Genomic DNA, 15058 nt, shown 5'->3' on the forward strand with positions numbered 1-15058 from the left:
TACAATAACACCATGCAAATCAGCTTCGACTTCGGTAAGGATGCGGCCAACACCGTCAAGCACGGCATTTCTCTTGCGATGGCAGCCGAGATCGACTGGTCGGATGTGATGTGCAGGCCGGACACCCGAAACGACTACCGCGAGTTGCGCGAGATCGGATTCGGCTTCATCGGGGATCGCCTCTATTGCGTGGTGTTCACGCAGCGGGGCGAGACTTTTCACGTAATCAGCCTGCGCAAGGCAAACATGCGAGAGGTACAGGACTATGCCGCAAGCTATTAAGAGCCGGTCGGGCCGCACGGTCATCCTGCCGACGCCTGAAGAGGACGCGGCGATCAACCGTGGCATTGCCGCCGACCCGGATACCTACGAGGTAGGCGCAGAAGAGATGAAGCAAATGCAGCCGCTCAGGAATCGAGGCGGTAGACCCAGGCTTGCCAACCCAAAAGAGTCGGTGACCATCCGCTACGACGCCGAAGTCCTGGCCGCCTTCCGCGCCAGTGGCGACGGCTGGCAAACGCGGATGAATGACGCCCTGAAGGACTGGCTTCGTACGCATCGTCCGTGACTCGTCTCGGTCGCAGTGGTATGAGTGCGACGGCACCCACCCTCACCGATACGACAGCACCAGCCCCTGGATCAGCTGCGTCCACCCCTCCAGCATCACGAACAGCAGCAGCTTGAACGGCACCGAGATCGTGGTCGGTGCCACCATCGACATGCCCAGGGCCAGCAGGATGGCGGCGACGATCAGGTCCACCACCACGAACACCAGGTAGACCACGAAGCCGATCTGGAAGGCGCGCGTCAGCTCGGACAGCGTGAAGCTGGGGATCAGCACCATCATGTCGTCGGACTTGAGGTCGTCGGCGCGACCCTCGGGCCAGATGCGCTTGGCGGACTGGACGAAGAAGGTGCGATTGCGCTCCTCGGTGTGCTTGACCAGGAATTCCTTGAGCGGGCCGCTGACCGCGTCGTAGACGGTGACCACGTCGTTGACGTTGAAGGCGGCGTTGGCGTCGGCGCGGCGCTTGATGGCGTCGAAGGCGTCGGAGCCGATCGGCGCCATGATGTAGGCGGTCAGGATGATGGCGATGCCGTTCAGGACCATGTTCGGCGGCACCTGCTGCAGGCCCAGCGCGGCGCGCAGCAGGCCGAACACGATCACCAGCTTGGTGTAGCTGGTCACCATCAGCGCGACGAAGGGCGCAATGCCGAACGTCAGGATGATGGTCAGGATCAGGACCGGATTGTAGAGTCCGCTGTTCATCGCATGCACCCGGGCGCAACGGGAGAGGGCGGCCTGCCGCGATTCATGCGTCGCCGCCGGCAAAGGTGATGATGCGCACGCCCAGCCGGTTGCCGACCGCGATCAGGGTGCCGGTGCCGATGCGGTTGCCGTTGGCGACGATGCGCACCTCGCTCTGCTTGAGCGGCTGCGGCAGCTCGAACACATAGCCCGGGGCCACCGCGCGCAGCTCGGCCAGCGGCACCGCGACGTCGCCCACTTCAAAGCGCAGCGTCACTTCCAGCTGGTCCAGCCGCGACAGCGGCGCCTGCGCCGCGTCCGGATGGGGAATGGGCTGGGCCTGCCGTGCGGGGTCTTGCTCTTCCATATGCGCTCCGTTTGAAACGTCGGTACTGTCGGCGCCGGCCTGCACCACCAGGCGCCGGCCCTCGGCCAGCGCGGTCCAGCCCGGGCCGTGGCGCCCGGTGGTACAGCGCACCGCCAGCGCGCTGCCCTGCGAATGCCAGTCGTCGATGCCGACGATGTCGCCGGGCTCGATGCCGTGCATCTCGCCCAGCGCCAGCCGCGTGGTGCCGATGCGTACGGCGATCGGCACCGGCAGGCGCTCCATCCACGCCGGTGCCGGCGCGGGCGATCCTGCGGGCAGCGCCGCGAGGCGTTCGGGCTGGTCCAGCTGCAGCGTGCCGCGCAGCCGCGCCGGCGGTGCCTCGCGCCGCAGCTCGAAGCCAAAGGCATGGGCCGCAGCCACTGCCTGCGCCCGGACGCCATCGGGCTGCCAGCTGAAGGCGTCGGGCACCGCATGGCCCAGTGCCGCTACCGTTTCGGCCAGCGCGTCCGCCATCAGCGCGTGCCGCAGCAATGCGGGCAGCGCTTCGGCCGCGCCAGGGGCCCCCAGCAGCAGGCGTTCGCTGGCCACATCCCAGCGCAGCACGCCGTGGCTGCTGCCGCAGGTGAAGGCATAGCCGGCCCCGGGCCGCGCCGCGATCTCCAGGTCGGCCGGGACAAAACGGAGTTGCCAGTCGTGCCCGCCCACCCGCACCGGCACAGCGGCCGCGCGGCAGGCCAGCCAGCCGGACAGCCGCGCGATATCGGGCTCCATATGCGGCAGCGCCGGGGTGGCATCGAGGCCCGTCGTGGCCAGCCTTGCCGCCGCGGCGGCGCCATGCACCAGCACGCGCGTGCCGCCGCGCGGAGCCGCGGCGGGCTCCTGCGCGGACGGGTCGCGGCCGGGGCGGGGCAGGACGGAGGACATGTGGAGTGGCTGGGTTGCTCGAGACGCAACGATAAGCAGCGGGGTGCAGCCGCGTCCACTACGAAGCCTTGTAGGCCCGCGCCCGAAACCGCCAGGCGGCGGCCGAGCAGGCCGGATGTGCGGCGTGCGCTACGAATCCTCGGTACTGGTCGCTGTGCAGGGGCGGCCATACACTGCGCCCACTGATCCCACCGGCAAGGACGATGGCGAAACTCCCGGCAAACCTCCCAGCGTTCCCGCGCGGCCTCGGCCCGGGCGCGCCGGGGCTGCAGCAGATGGCGGCGGCGGCGTCGCGCCAGTCAGACCTGGCGCTGACGCTGCTGCTGTTTGCCGTGATCGCGCTGTTCGTGCTGCCGCTGCCGACCTTCCTGCTGGACCTGCTGCTGACGATCAACCTGGGCATGAGCCTGACCCTGCTGATCGTCGCTACCTATATCCCGTCGGCGCTGTCGCTGTCGACGTTCCCGTCGCTGCTGCTGTTCACCACGCTGTTCCGGCTGTCGCTGAACATTGCGTCGACCAAGCTGATCCTGCTGCATGCCGACGCGGGCCACATCATCGATACCTTCGGCAAGCTGATCGTCGGCAACAACGTGGTGGTCGGCGGCGTGGTGTTCCTGATCATCGCCATCGTGCAGTTCATCGTCATCGCCAAGGGCTCGGAGCGCGTCGCCGAGGTAGGCGCGCGCTTTGCGCTGGATGCGATGCCGGGCAAGCAGATGAGCATCGACGCCGATGTGCGTGCCGGCACCATCAGCGCAGGCCAGGCGCAGGAGCGCCGCCGCGCGCTGGAGCAGGAATGCCAGCTGCATGGCGCCATGGACGGCGCGATGAAATTCGTCAAGGGCGATGCCATCGCCGGCGTGGTGATCGCGCTGGTGAACATCCTGGCGGGCATCACCATCGGCACGCTGATGAAGGACATGAGCATCGGCGAGGCGCTGCAGCGCTATGCCATCCTGACCATCGGCGACGGCATGGTGTCGCAGATCCCGTCGCTGCTGGTCTCGATCGCGGCCGGGGTGGTGATCACCCGGGTCTCGTCCGATGAGGAGCGCACCCGCTCGCCCAACCTGGGCGAGGTCATCGGCAAGCAGATCCTGGCCCAGCCCAAGGCCCTGGTGGTATCGGGGCTTGCCATTGCAGTGTTCGTGGTGGTGCCGGGCTTTCCCAAGTGGACCTTCGGGCTGATGGCGCTGGTGGTGGCCGGCGGCGGCTACCTGCTGCTGCGCCGCGCGCAGCGCAGCACCGGCACCGTCACCTGGATCGAAATGGCCGATGCGGATGAAGGCGCGGCGGCGGCCGGTACTCAGGCCGCCGTGGCGCCGGCGCTGGCCCTGGAGTTGGACCAAGCGCTGCGCGGGCGCATCGACCTGCGGCTGTTCGAGCAGCGCATGACCACCGCCAAGGGCGAGGTCGAGGCCGAGCTCGGCATGGTGTTTCCACGCCTGCGCATCCAGCACCGCGCGCTGGGCGAGCGCGATGCGTATGCCATTCGCGTGCAGGACGTGGTGGCTTCCGGCGGCGTGCTGCGGCCCGGCAAGCGGCTGCTGGAGCCCGGTGCCCGCGCGCGCGTGGACCAGGGCGTGGCCGAGGCCGGCGCACCGTTCGGCCCGTTCCCGGAAGTGGTGTGGGTGCCGGCCGAGGCCGGCGCCGCCGACGGCGTGCGCACACTGTCGTGCGAGGAAGTGCTGGCGGTGCACGTGGGCGCGGTGATCAAGCAGCATGCGGCGCCGCTGCTGGGCATCCAGGACGTGCAGTCGATGATCCACGTGATCCAGGCCGAGGCGCCGGACCTGGTGATGGAACTGGCGCGCGTGGTGCCGCTGCAGCGCATCACCGACGTGCTGCGCCGGCTGCTGCAGGAGGGCGTGCCGATCCGCAACCTGCGCACCATTTTCGAAAGCCTGGTCACCTGGGCCCCCAAGGAAACCGATGCGATCGCGCTGACCGAGCTGGTGCGCGTGGACCTGGGGCGCCTGATCACCAGCCGCCATGTCGGCGCCAACCGCTCGCTGGATGCGGTGCTGTTCGAGCCCGCGCTGGAAGCGCGCGTGCAGGGCGCGATCGAAAAGGCGGCGCGCGGCAACCTGCTGCTGCTCAGCCACGACGTCACGCGCGATATCCGCGAGCAGCTGCGCGTGCTGCTGGAGAAGGCCGCCGAGAAGACGGGCGCGGCGGGCGCGGCGGGCGCGGCCGGCGGTGCCGGCGCCGCGCGCGTGGTAGTGGTGGTCAGCGTCGACGTGCGCCGCTATATCAAGCGGCTGATCGAGCCGGTCGCGCCGCGCATCCCGGTGCTGTCGTACCAGGAGGTCGATGAAGACGTGACGCTGGTGCCGGTAGGCTGGATCCAGAACCCGGCCGGAGAGTGAGATGGGCGCCGACACCATCCTCGACATCACGCGCCAGGCGCTGCTGGTGGTGCTGTGGGTCACGCTGCCGGTGGTGCTGATCGGCACGCTGGTGGCGCTGGTGGTGGCGGTGCTGCAGGCGGTGACGCAGATCCAGGACCAGAGCATCGGCACCTCGGCGCGGCTGATCGCGGTGCTGGTGTCGCTGGTGCTGCTGGGCGGCTGGCTGGGCGGCGAGGTGATGCGCTTCGCGCAGCGCGCGCTGCAGACCATGCTGACCTTCCTGTAGGGAGAACTCGATGCGCAGGCAACCACGCAGGACCAACGGACAAGCAAACTGACATGATGCTGGGGCACCACGGGGAACACGGATCGACTGGCCGCGCCGCGCGCTGGCCGGCATGGCGCACCGCTGCAGGGCTGCTGTGCCTGGCATGCGCGCTGCTGGGCGGCACGCAGCCGGCGCGCGCGGCGGACCTGCGCTGGCCCAACAAGCCGTTCCAGGCCTCGGCCAGCGACAAGCGGCTGGCCGACTTCCTGCGCGAGCTGACCGCCTCGCAGGGCACCACCGCGGTGATCGACCCCAAGGTCGAAGGAACCATCAGCGGCAAGTTCAATGAATCGGCGCAGCATGTGCTCAAGAGCGTGTGCTCGATGTTCGGGCTGACCTACTACTACGACGGTTCGCTGCTGTATATCGACGTCGCCAGCGAGGCGCGCAGCGAGGTGCTGCCGATCGCCCGCGGCTCCGGCGCGCGCCTGCGCGATTCGCTCGAGCGCATGCAGGTGCCCGATTCGCGCTATCCCATCACCATCAACGATGCGGAAGGCACGCTGATGGTGTCGGGGCCCAAGCGTTACGTCGAGACCGTGCGCGCCGCCGTGCGCGCGGTCGACGACCGCTCCATCGCCGACGAGCGCGCCGAGATCCAGCTGTTCCCGCTCAAGTACTCGTGGGCCTCGGACTTCCGCATCAACCGCGCCGGCAAGGAGATGACCGTGCCCGGCGTGGTCACGGTGCTGCGCAACCTGTACGGGCGCAACCGCACGCTGGCCACCGGCACCGGCCCCAGCCTGGGCACCAGCCGCGGCGCCACGCGCCAGGCCCAGCTGCGCATGGGCGAGGGCGGCGGTGGCGGGGGCATCCCGAGCGCGGACCCGTCGCAGATGCTTGATGCCATGGGCGGCGGTGGCGTCGGCCTGGGCCTTGGCATGCAGAACAACTGGGGCAGCGGCCAGCTGCCGCAGTTCCAGGCCGATACCCGCCTCAATGCGGTGATCGTGCGCGACACCCCGGACAAGATGGCGCAGTACCGGCGCCTGATCGAATCGCTCGACGTCAAGCCGCGCCTGGTGGAGATCGAAGTCACCATCATGGACATCAGCCAGGCCGACCTGGACAGCCTGGGCGTCGACTGGCGCCTGCACACGCGCCATATCGACCTGCAGCTCGGCGGCGGCAACGGCAACGCCGGCCTGAGCTTCGGCAATCTTGCCAACGAGGCCGGCACCACCGCGGCGACCATCGGCAGCGGCCTGCAGTTTACCGGCGCCATCGGCAGCGACGTGACCCGCTACCTGCTCACGCGCGTCAAGGCGTTGGCCGAGCGCGGGCAAGCCAACTTCGTCGCGCGGCCCAAGGTGCTGACGCTCGACAACACCGAGGCCGCGCTGGAGAACCTGCAGGAATTCTATGTGCGCGTCGACGGCTTCCAGGATGCGGGCCTGTTCAACGTCACCGCCGGCACGGCGGTGCGCGTGACCCCGCTGGTGGTCGACGAGCAGCAGAACCGAGCGGTGATGCTGACCATCGACATCGCCGACGGCAACCTGTCGGGCGAGACCGTCGACCGCATCCCGGTGGTTCGGCGCCGCTCGATCACCACGCAGGCGATGGTGGAAGAGGGCAAGAGCCTGCTGATCGCCGGCTACACCACCGAAGAGAAGGTCAATGCCTCGTCCGGCGTGCCGCTGCTGCAGGACGTGCCGATCATCGGCAACCTGTTCAAGTACCAGGAGAAGCGCCAGAACAATATGGAGCGCTTCTACCTGCTGACGCCGCGCCTGGTGATCCCGGGGATGAGCTGATGGCCGACCTGCGCGATTCCCAAGCTTCCGGCTGGACCCTGCGCTTTCTCGGCGGCGATGTCTACGGCCGCCAGGTCACGCTGCGGCGCGGCGCCAATGTGCTCGGCACCGCGGCGGACGTGGACATCAGCGTGCCCGGCGCCGAGGTGCAGCCGCGCCACCTGGTACTGAACGTGGGCGAGCTGGCGGTATCGGCCGAGCGCGTCGGCGAGGCCGCGGTCAACGTCAACGGCCGCGCCACCACGCAGCGCGCGTTCGCGCTGGCGGGCGGCGACATCCTCACCATCGGCGCGCTCGACGTCGAGCTGCTGCGCGCGCAGCCGGGCATGTCGGAGGCCACCGACACGCTCTTTGCCTGGGCCGAATCCGGCCGGCGCGCCGCGCGCGATGCCGACGCGCAGCAGCAGGGCGGGCGCCGGCCCGGGCGCGCGCTGCTGGCAGCGCTCGGCGTGGCCGGCGTGGTGGGGTTGGTCGGCGCAGGCTGGCTTGCCGCCACCTACGCCAACGGCGGGCTGGCGCCGCGCACGCAGCAGGCGGACCCCGCCGCCGTGCGCAAGACCGTGGCCGCGTATCCGGAGCTGGAGGTGGTGTCGCTGCCCAACGGCACGGTCACGGTCAAGGGCTTCGTCAATTCGCGCGTGGACCGGCAGCGCATCGTGCAGGCGCTGGCGCCGTTCGGCCGCGGCGTGCAGCAGCAGGTACGCTCGGCGGACGACCTGATCGAGCATATCCAGCGCTATCTGGACGAGCCCGGCGTGGGCATCGCCTACCAGGGCCAGGGGCGCGTGCTGCTGAGCGGTACCGCCGACCCGGTGCACGGGCGCGACAAGGTGCGGCGCGTGATCGAGGACCTGCACCCGGGCGTGCTGGTGTCCGACAAGATCGATTACCGCGAGACCGCCGACAGCCGGCGCCGGCAAGTGCGCGATGGCCACATGGAAAACTGGCAGGGCGTGTTTCCCGCGCGCGTGGTCAGCATTACCGAAGACGGCAACGGCACGCGCTCGGTGCAGCTGGCCAACGGCGCGCGCTATTTCGAAGGGGCGGTGCTGAAGAACGGCGCCGAGATCGAACGGATCGACGCGGACGGCGTGGTGCTGAAGGACAGCCCGGTGCCGCCGCAGGCACGGCGATGACGGCGCACGCGCGCGCCGTGCCACAGGATTTGCGCCCGCGGGCGCAGATGCCGCTTGCCCCCGGAGGGCAGGTGTATGACGCCAACCTACCTGAAGGAGATTGTCATGGCTGAAGTCGACCTCAATGCCAAGATGCAGGAAATCCAGCAGAAAGCGCAGGAGTTCTCGGTGAACATCCTGGGCCTGCAGGACACGCTGACGCGCCAGAACGCGGTGGTCAGCAGCGAGATGGCCCACAACACGCAGAAGGCCAACCTGGTCCAGGGCGCGATGCAGGACGTCAAGCAGACCTCGCGCACCAACTGACGGCAGGCGCCTGCCATGCGCCCCGGCATGCCGGGGCGCCCAACGCTTTGCAAGGAGAGCCATGATGGACCCGACCGCCGCCATTGCCGCCGCCAATGCCACCACTGCTGCGGGCGCAGCGCCCGACAGCGCCACCGTCGCCGCGCACCAGTCGCCGCCCGCGGCCCCGGCTGCGCAGGCCGACCCGGCCGATGCGCGGCAGTTCGCGCAGATGGTCCAGCAGGGCCGCGCCGCCGACGGCTCGCGCACCGCGCACGTGACCCAGGCGGCAGACCCGACTTCGACCACGCTCGGCAACGCCATCCGCGCCAGCTATGTCTCGGCCGGCGAGGAATCGGCGCGCCAGGCCGCGCGCCTGCAGGAGCTGCGCGACGGCATGTTCGCGTCGATCTACGAGGGCAGCACCAGCGAGGTGGTGTACCAGGCCATGCTGCTGCAGACGCAGTCGCTGGAGCTGTTCTCGTCGATCCACGTGACCTCCAGCATCGGCAGCGCCGGCACCAACCTGTTCAACAGCCTGCTGAAGAACCAGCAATGATGCCCACGCCACCGCTGTCCCGGCGCCTTGCGCGCGCGGCCCGGCTGGCACCGGCGCTGATGGCGCTGGCGCTGGCCGCATGCAAGGTCGACCTGTACGCGTCGCTGAACGAACCCGAGGCCAACCAGGTGCTGGCCGCGCTGACCGCCGAGGGCATCGATGCGGAGAAGGCGCGCGCCGACACCAGCGGCGGCACCGGCGAGGGCCAGTGGCGCGTGCGGGTCGAGGAATCGCAGTTGCCCGCCGCGTTGGAGATCCTGCGCAGCGAAGGCCTGCCGGGCGAACGCTTTGCCTCGCTGGGGCAGGTGTTCCAGAAGCAGGGGCTGGTGGCGACGCCGACCGAAGAACGGATGCGCTATATCTTCGCGCTGTCGCAGGAGCTGTCGGAAACGCTGCGCAATATCGACGGCGTGGTCACCGCGCGCGTGCATGTGGTGATTCCCGCCACCGATCCGCTCTCGGACAAGATCCGGCCGTCGTCGGCGGCGGTGTTCATCAAGCACCGCGCCGATACCGACCTGCGCCTGCTGGTGCCGACCGTCAAGGACATGGTGGCGCACAGCATCGAAGGTGTGACCCACGACAACGTGTCGCTGTCGCTGGTCGAGGCACGCCCGTTCGCGCCGCAGGCGGGCGCGCCGGGGCCGGCGGCCGGCTATGCGCTCGGACGCTTTGCCGCGATCGCGGTCGGCGCGGCGGCGGCGATTGCACTGGCCGTGGCGGCCGTGGTGGCATGGCAGCGCGGCGCGCTGCGCTGGCCGCAGCGGCGTGGTGCGCCGCGGAGCGCGAATTGACGCCGCTATCGACGGTTGCCGCTGCCGAGGCCGCGCCTGGCGCCTACCTGCCCGGCGCGCTGGCCGCCGCGTTCGCACCTGCGCCGCCGGCACTGCCGGACCCGGCGCTGGCGCGCGCGGTGGCGGACCTGGCGCAGCGGCCGCTGGCGCATCTGCATCCCAGCTGGCTGCCGGCCGACTGGCCGCTGGCGTGGCGCCGTGCGGACCGCTTTGGCCCCGCCGCCGCCGACGTGCTGGCGCAGCCGCTGGGCCTGGCCGGCGCGGACGGCGCCCGTGACGCCGCGATCCAACGCCTGCTCGAGGCGCCGCCCTCGCTGGCGCGGCTGGTGCTGATGCCGCGCAGCGACCTGCGCCTGCTGGCGTGGTGGCTTGGCCTGGCAGTGCACCAGGCGGGCTTTGCCAGCGAGCGCCGCATGCTGCCGGCGCAGCTGGCCGACAGCATCGCGCCGCTGCCCGGGGCGCTGGCGGCGCCGCTGATCGGCAGCGCGCCGCGCGCGATGCGCCGTGCCGCGCGCCGGCTCGACCGCCACGCCGTCGCCTTTATCCTGAAGCGCGTGCCGGCGCTGCCGGCGCTGCCGATGAACCTGGCGCCGCTGCGACAGCACCCGGCCGGCGCCGGCCGGCTGATGGCCGAGCGCGGGTATCGGCTGTTGTGCGGGCTCTTGTGCGGCGCGCTGGCCGCCGAGGCGCAAACCGCGGAATATGCGGCGCCGCTGCTGCAGGCGCTGCGGTGCAAGTTTCCCCGGCGGCTGGCGGCGTTGTCGCCGGCACCGCTGACTCCGACGCAGGCCGCGCAGCTGCGCGAGCTGTTGCTGCTCAACCTGATCCCCGAACGGTTCCCGGCATGGCACTGGCTTTTCTGATCACCAGCGAAAACCTGCAGCTGCTGTCCGAGCGCAAGGTGCTCAAGGAGGCCGAATATGCCGCCTTGCTCGACGCCGCCGCGGTGATCGAATCCGCGCGCAGCGAGGCCATGCAGATCCGCTCCGAAGCCCAGCGCGAGGCCGAGGAGCGCCGCCAGCACGGCTACCGCGAAGGCTGGGCGCGCGCGCACGCCGACCACGCCGCGGCGCAGGTCAGCACCGCCGCCGAGGCCGAGCGCCAGCTGGGCGCGATGCGCCGCACCATGGCCGAGATCGTGATGAAGGCGGTGCAGCAGATCGCCGGCGAGCTCGACCCCGACATCATCCTGGAGGTGGCGCTGCAGCGCGTCGAGGCGCTGGTGCGGGCCGAGCCCTTCATCACCATCCAGATCCCGCTGGGCCGCGAGCAGGCGGTGCGCAGCCTGCTCGACCGCCTGGCCGAGACCCAGGAGTGGCCGCGCCGCGCCAACGTGGTGGTCGAGCCGGGGCTGGAACCCGATGCCTGCCGCATCCAGACCCCCTCGGGCACCATGGAAGTGGGCCTGCAGGCCCAGCTCGAAGCCTTTGCGCGCCGGCTGCGCGCGGGCTGATTCCCGAGGCTGACGACATGTCCACCGAACTCCCTGCCACCGATATCGAAGCCGCGCTGCAGCATGCCGCCGCCGACCTGGAACGCGCGTTCGAGCATTTCACGCCGGTGGCAATGCGCGGGCGCGTCAGCAAGGCGGTGGGCATGCTGATTAACGCCACCGGCATCCAGGCCCATGTGGGCGAGCTGTGCCAGCTGGTCACGCCCGGCGAGCCGCCGCTGCTGGCCGAGGTGGTCGGCTTCGTGCAGCAGACCGCGCTGCTTACGCCGCTGGGGCGCACCACCGGCGTGTCGGCGCTGACCGAGGTCATCCCGTCGGCCCACGGCCACCAGTGCCCGGCCGGCGCCGCGCTGTTGGGGCGCGTGCTCGACGCGCTGGGCGAGCCCATCGACGGCAAGGGCGCGCTCGACGGCGTGGCGCGCGTGCCGGTGGACAACGAGCCGCCCGACCCGCTTACGCGCCGCTTGATCCGCGAGCCGCTGGCCACCGGGGTGCGCGCCATCGATGGCCTGCTGACCTTGGGCGAGGGCCAGCGCGTGGGCATCTTCGCGCCGCCCGGCGTGGGCAAGTCCACCTTGCTCGGGATGCTGGCGCGGGGCGCGTCCAGCGATGTCAACGTGGTCGCGCTGGTGGGCGAACGCGGCCGCGAGGTGCGCGAGTTCATCGAATACAACCTGGGCCCCGACGGCATGGCGCGCACGGTGCTGGTGGTGTCGACCTCGGACCGCTCGCCGATGGAGCGCGTGCGCTGCGCCTATACCGCCACCGCAATCGCCGAGCATTTCCGCGACCAGGGCCGGCGCGTGCTGCTGCTGGTCGATTCGCTGACGCGGCTGGCGCGCGCGCAGCGCGAGATCGGCCTGGCCAGCGGCGAGCCGCCGACGCGGCGCAGCTATCCGCCGTCGGTGTTCTCGATGCTGCCGCAGTTGCTGGAGCGCGCCGGCACCGGCGTGCAGGGTTCGATCACCGCCGCGTATACCGTGCTGACCGAAGGCGAGGACGACAGCGACCCCATCGCCGAAGAGGTGCGCTCCATCCTCGATGGCCATATCGTGCTGTCGCGCAAGCTGGCCAGCGCCGGCCAGTATCCGCCGGTGGACGTGCTGCAGTCAGTCAGCCGCGTGATGCCCCAGGTAGCGGCCGGCGCGCACGCGCGCGACGCGGCGCGGCTGCGCCAGCTGCTGGCCCGGTACCAGGAGCTTGAGCTGCTGCTGCAGATCGGCGAATACCGGCCCGGCGCCGACCCCGTCGCCGACGCGGCCGTGGCGGCGATGCCGGATATCCGCGCCTACCTGGCGCAGCCGGCGGCGCGGCTCGACACCTTTGCCGGCGCCGTCGACAAGCTGGCGCAGGCGCTGCGCGTGCGCGAGCCCGCACCGCTTGCCGGAGCCGCGCGATGACGGCCGGCGGCGCCGACCCGCGCCTGGGCCAGCTCGAGGCGGTGCGCCAGCGCCGCCAGGAAGACGCGCTGCGCGCGCTGCAGCAGCACCGCACGCAGGTGATGGCCGGGCTACGCCAGGCCGAGGCCGCGCAGCAGGCGGTGCAGGCCGCGCTGGCCGAGCGCGCGGCGTTCATCGAACGCCTGCGGCAGGGCGCGTCGCAGGGCGGGGTGTCGGTGTCGGGGCTGCTCGATGCGCAGGGCTGGCAGAGCGCCTTCGACGCTCGCATTGCCCGGGCCAATGCCAACCTTGCCACGGTGCTCGACGAAGTAGCGCGGCGGCGTGCCGCCTTCGACGAGGCCCGCCGCGCGCTGCTGCGCGCGCAGGCGCGGCTGGACGGCGCACGCGAACTGGCGCTGCGCGAACGCCGCGCGCTGCGCGCCGGCGCCGGGCGGCGCGAGGACGAGGCCATCGACGAAGCCGCGGCCCGCGCCTGGCACGCCGGCCGGCACGACGGGCGGCATGCCTGAGATGCAGGGCGAACTGCTCGATCCCGCCTTGCTGTTCCAATGGGGACGCGAGGTCATCATGCCGATCGTGATGGTGATGCCGCGCCTGCTGACGGCGTTTACGGTGCTGCCGTTCCTGTCGCAGCAGGCCATTCCCGGGGTGGCGCGCAACGGCATCGTGCTGGCGATCGCGCTGTTCGTGTCGCCGGGCGCGCGTATCGACCTGGACGCCGTCGCCGGTGGCCTGTGGCTGGTGCTGATCTTTAAGGAGGCCTTTATCGGGCTGCTGCTGGGCATGGCGTTCGGGCTGTTCTTCGTGGCGCTGCAGATGATCGGCGAGCTGATCGACTTCCAGACTGGCTCGGGCAATGCCACCTTCTTCGACCCGGTGACACAGCAGGAAGACGGGCCCATGGAGAACCTGCTGTCGCACTTCGGCATCGCGCTGTTCGCGGCGCTGGGTGGCTTTATCGCCATGACCGGGGTGATCGTCGAGTCGTTCGCGTTCTGGCCGGTGATGTCGTTCGGGCCGGAGATGTCGCTGGCGTCGATGGGCTTTGCCAACCTCTATGCCGGCACGCTGTTCTCGTGGGTGGTCAAGCTGGCCGCGCCCATCCTGCTGCTGCTGGTGATCGTCGAGCTGGGCTTTGCGCTGATCGCGCGCTTCGTGCCGCAGTTCGACGTGTTCCAGTTCGCCCAGCCAGTCAAGATCTCGGTGGCGTTCCTGATGCTGGTGCTGATGCTGGCAGTGATGGTGGATACGTTGCAGGGCTTCCTGCGCCCGGACAATATCCTGATCGAGATGCTGCGCCGGGGCGCGGCACGCTAGCAGCGACGCAACATATCGACGCCAAATGAGCGACAGCGAAAAGAACCTCGAGGCCACCCGGCGCAAGCTGGACGATGCGCGCAAGCGCGGCGAGGTGCCGCGCAGCAGCGACGTCACCTCGGCGGTGGTATTCCTCGGCGTGCTGGCCGGCTTGTGGCTGCTGGGCCGCTATTTCGTGCGGCTGTTCCAGGCCTTGTGGCACAGCGCCATGGGCAGCGTGCCGCAGCACCTGGCCGACCAGCAGATGCTGGTGCTGGGCGAGGCCGCGGCGCGCTTCCTGCTGATGGGCGTGCTGCCGATCGTCGGCCTGGCGCTGGTATGCGGCATTGTCGGCGCGTTCCTGCAGGTGGGGCCGCTGGTGGCGTTCGAGCAGATCAAGCCAGACCTGGCGCGGCTGAACCCGGCCGAGGGCCTGAAGCGCATGTTCGCCGTGCGCAACCTGGTGAACCTGGCCAAGATCCTGGTCAAGATCCTGCTGCTGGCCGGGCTGGTCTACGTGCTCGCGCTGGGCGCGATCGAGGACGGTGTGCGCACCGGCTACGCGCGCCCGGCGGAAATCCTGCTGCTGGTCGCCTACATCATCCTGCGCATGTGCTGCTGGGCGGCGGTGATCTACCTGGTGATGGCGGTGGTGGACTACGTGCACGAGCGCTACCAGTTCATGAAGCGCCAGCGCATGAGCGTCGACGAGTATCGCCGCGAATACAAGGAGACCCAGGGCGATCCGATCATGGCCGGGCGCCGCCGCGCCGCTTTCTTCGAGGCCGCGTTCTTCGGCGTCAGCGAGCGGGTGCGGGTGTCGACCGCGGTGGTCTATTCCACCCAGTACGCGGTGGCGCTGCGCTACGACGGCCCCGGCACGCTGCCGCGGGTGGTGGCCAAGGGCAGCGGCCAGGTGGCGGCACGCATCCGCCAGGCCGCGGCGGACTACCTGGTGCCGTCGGCCTTCGATTCGGACCTGGCGCAGCGGCTGTACCTGAACGTGCCGCTGGACCGGTATATCGACCGGACCTTGTTCGAGCGGGTGGCGGAGTTGATGCGGTGGGCGAAAGGAGAGTGAGGTGGACAAAAGCGTCCACGCTGCGGGGTTTTCTCCCCTCTCCCGCTTGCGGGAGAGGGGTCGGGGGAGAGGGCGGGCGCTGGCAATATTGATGGCCTCACTTCGTTGAGGCTC

The 15058-nt window shown here is 70.3% G+C and carries 17 protein-coding genes; 15 read left to right on the top strand and 2 right to left on the bottom strand.

The window, feature by feature from the left end; translation table 11 throughout:
- Nucleotides 1–12 precede the first annotated feature (12 nt).
- Entirely contained in the window at nt 13–282 is a 270-nt protein-coding gene (locus tag C7416_RS05100) for a BrnT family toxin (RefSeq protein WP_111517403.1), read from the top strand.
- Nucleotides 266–568: a BrnA antitoxin family protein gene (locus tag C7416_RS05105; protein ID WP_111517404.1), complete on the top strand. Its 303-nt coding sequence runs from the start codon at nt 266–268 to the stop codon at nt 566–568. Before C7416_RS05100 ends, C7416_RS05105 begins: the two co-directional genes overlap by 17 nt.
- 42 nt (nt 569–610) lie before the next feature.
- On the opposite strand, the gene sctR is transcribed toward C7416_RS05105, so the two are convergent.
- Nucleotides 611–1270, bottom strand: coding sequence for a type III secretion system export apparatus subunit SctR (sctR, locus tag C7416_RS05110; RefSeq protein ID WP_012356083.1), 660 nt, complete (start codon nt 1268–1270; stop codon nt 611–613).
- Nucleotides 1271–1313: 43 nt separating this feature from the next.
- Nucleotides 1314–2501 carry a type III secretion system cytoplasmic ring protein SctQ gene (gene sctQ, locus C7416_RS05115; RefSeq protein ID WP_111517405.1) on the bottom strand — a complete coding sequence of 396 codons (1188 nt, stop codon included), beginning with the start codon at nt 2499–2501 and terminating at the stop codon, nt 1314–1316.
- A 203-nt stretch (nt 2502–2704) separates the two neighbouring features.
- On the opposite strand from sctQ, the gene sctV reads away from it, so the two are divergent.
- From sctV to C7416_RS05180, 13 genes are all read left to right on the top strand, one after another.
- Nucleotides 2705–4873 (top strand): type III secretion system export apparatus subunit SctV, encoded by a 2169-nt coding sequence (gene sctV, locus C7416_RS05120; RefSeq protein ID WP_111517406.1) that lies wholly within the window; start codon nt 2705–2707, stop codon nt 4871–4873.
- 1 nt (nt 4874) lies between these two features.
- Nucleotides 4875–5141 (top strand): EscS/YscS/HrcS family type III secretion system export apparatus protein, encoded by a 267-nt coding sequence (locus C7416_RS05125; RefSeq protein WP_018007333.1) that lies wholly within the window; start codon nt 4875–4877, stop codon nt 5139–5141.
- Between the two features lie 53 nt (nt 5142–5194).
- Entirely contained in the window at nt 5195–6940 is a 1746-nt protein-coding gene (sctC, locus tag C7416_RS05130) for a type III secretion system outer membrane ring subunit SctC (protein WP_111517407.1), read from the top strand.
- Nucleotides 6940–8076: a type III secretion system protein SctD gene (locus tag C7416_RS05135; RefSeq protein ID WP_111517408.1), complete on the top strand. Its 1137-nt coding sequence runs from the start codon at nt 6940–6942 to the stop codon at nt 8074–8076. The genes sctC and C7416_RS05135 overlap by 1 nt, the downstream gene beginning before the upstream one ends.
- A gap of 105 nt (nt 8077–8181) precedes the next feature.
- On the top strand, nt 8182–8382 hold the full coding sequence (locus tag C7416_RS05140; protein WP_018007336.1) for a hypothetical protein: 201 nt from the start codon (nt 8182–8184) through the stop codon (nt 8380–8382).
- 61 nt (nt 8383–8443) lie between these two features.
- Nucleotides 8444–8920, top strand: coding sequence for a hypothetical protein (locus C7416_RS05145; protein WP_111517409.1), 477 nt, complete (start codon nt 8444–8446; stop codon nt 8918–8920).
- On the top strand, nt 8917–9714 hold the full coding sequence (sctJ, locus tag C7416_RS05150; protein WP_111517410.1) for a type III secretion system inner membrane ring lipoprotein SctJ: 798 nt from the start codon (nt 8917–8919) through the stop codon (nt 9712–9714). Before C7416_RS05145 ends, sctJ begins: the two co-directional genes overlap by 4 nt.
- Nucleotides 9711–10577 carry a type III secretion system protein SctK gene (locus tag C7416_RS05155; protein WP_240988283.1) on the top strand — a complete coding sequence of 289 codons (867 nt, stop codon included), beginning with the start codon at nt 9711–9713 and terminating at the stop codon, nt 10575–10577. The genes sctJ and C7416_RS05155 overlap by 4 nt, the downstream gene beginning before the upstream one ends.
- On the top strand, nt 10559–11167 hold the full coding sequence (gene sctL / locus C7416_RS05160; protein ID WP_111517412.1) for a type III secretion system stator protein SctL: 609 nt from the start codon (nt 10559–10561) through the stop codon (nt 11165–11167). The genes C7416_RS05155 and sctL overlap by 19 nt, the downstream gene beginning before the upstream one ends.
- A gap of 17 nt (nt 11168–11184) precedes the next feature.
- Nucleotides 11185–12567: a FliI/YscN family ATPase gene (locus tag C7416_RS05165; protein WP_111517413.1), complete on the top strand. Its 1383-nt coding sequence runs from the start codon at nt 11185–11187 to the stop codon at nt 12565–12567.
- Nucleotides 12564–13076, top strand: coding sequence for a type III secretion protein HrpD (locus C7416_RS05170; protein ID WP_111517414.1), 513 nt, complete (start codon nt 12564–12566; stop codon nt 13074–13076). The genes C7416_RS05165 and C7416_RS05170 overlap by 4 nt, the downstream gene beginning before the upstream one ends.
- Complete coding sequence (gene sctT / locus C7416_RS05175; RefSeq protein ID WP_025584980.1) at nt 13069–13884, top strand: type III secretion system export apparatus subunit SctT; 816 nt, start codon at nt 13069–13071, stop codon at nt 13882–13884. Before C7416_RS05170 ends, sctT begins: the two co-directional genes overlap by 8 nt.
- Before the next feature lie 25 nt (nt 13885–13909).
- On the top strand, nt 13910–14944 hold the full coding sequence (locus C7416_RS05180; protein WP_111517415.1) for an EscU/YscU/HrcU family type III secretion system export apparatus switch protein: 1035 nt from the start codon (nt 13910–13912) through the stop codon (nt 14942–14944).
- Nucleotides 14945–15058: the final 114 nt, after the last annotated feature.

The sequence above is a fragment of the Cupriavidus phytorum genome (assembly GCF_003254285.1).
Lineage (GTDB): Bacteria > Pseudomonadota > Gammaproteobacteria > Burkholderiales > Burkholderiaceae > Cupriavidus > Cupriavidus phytorum.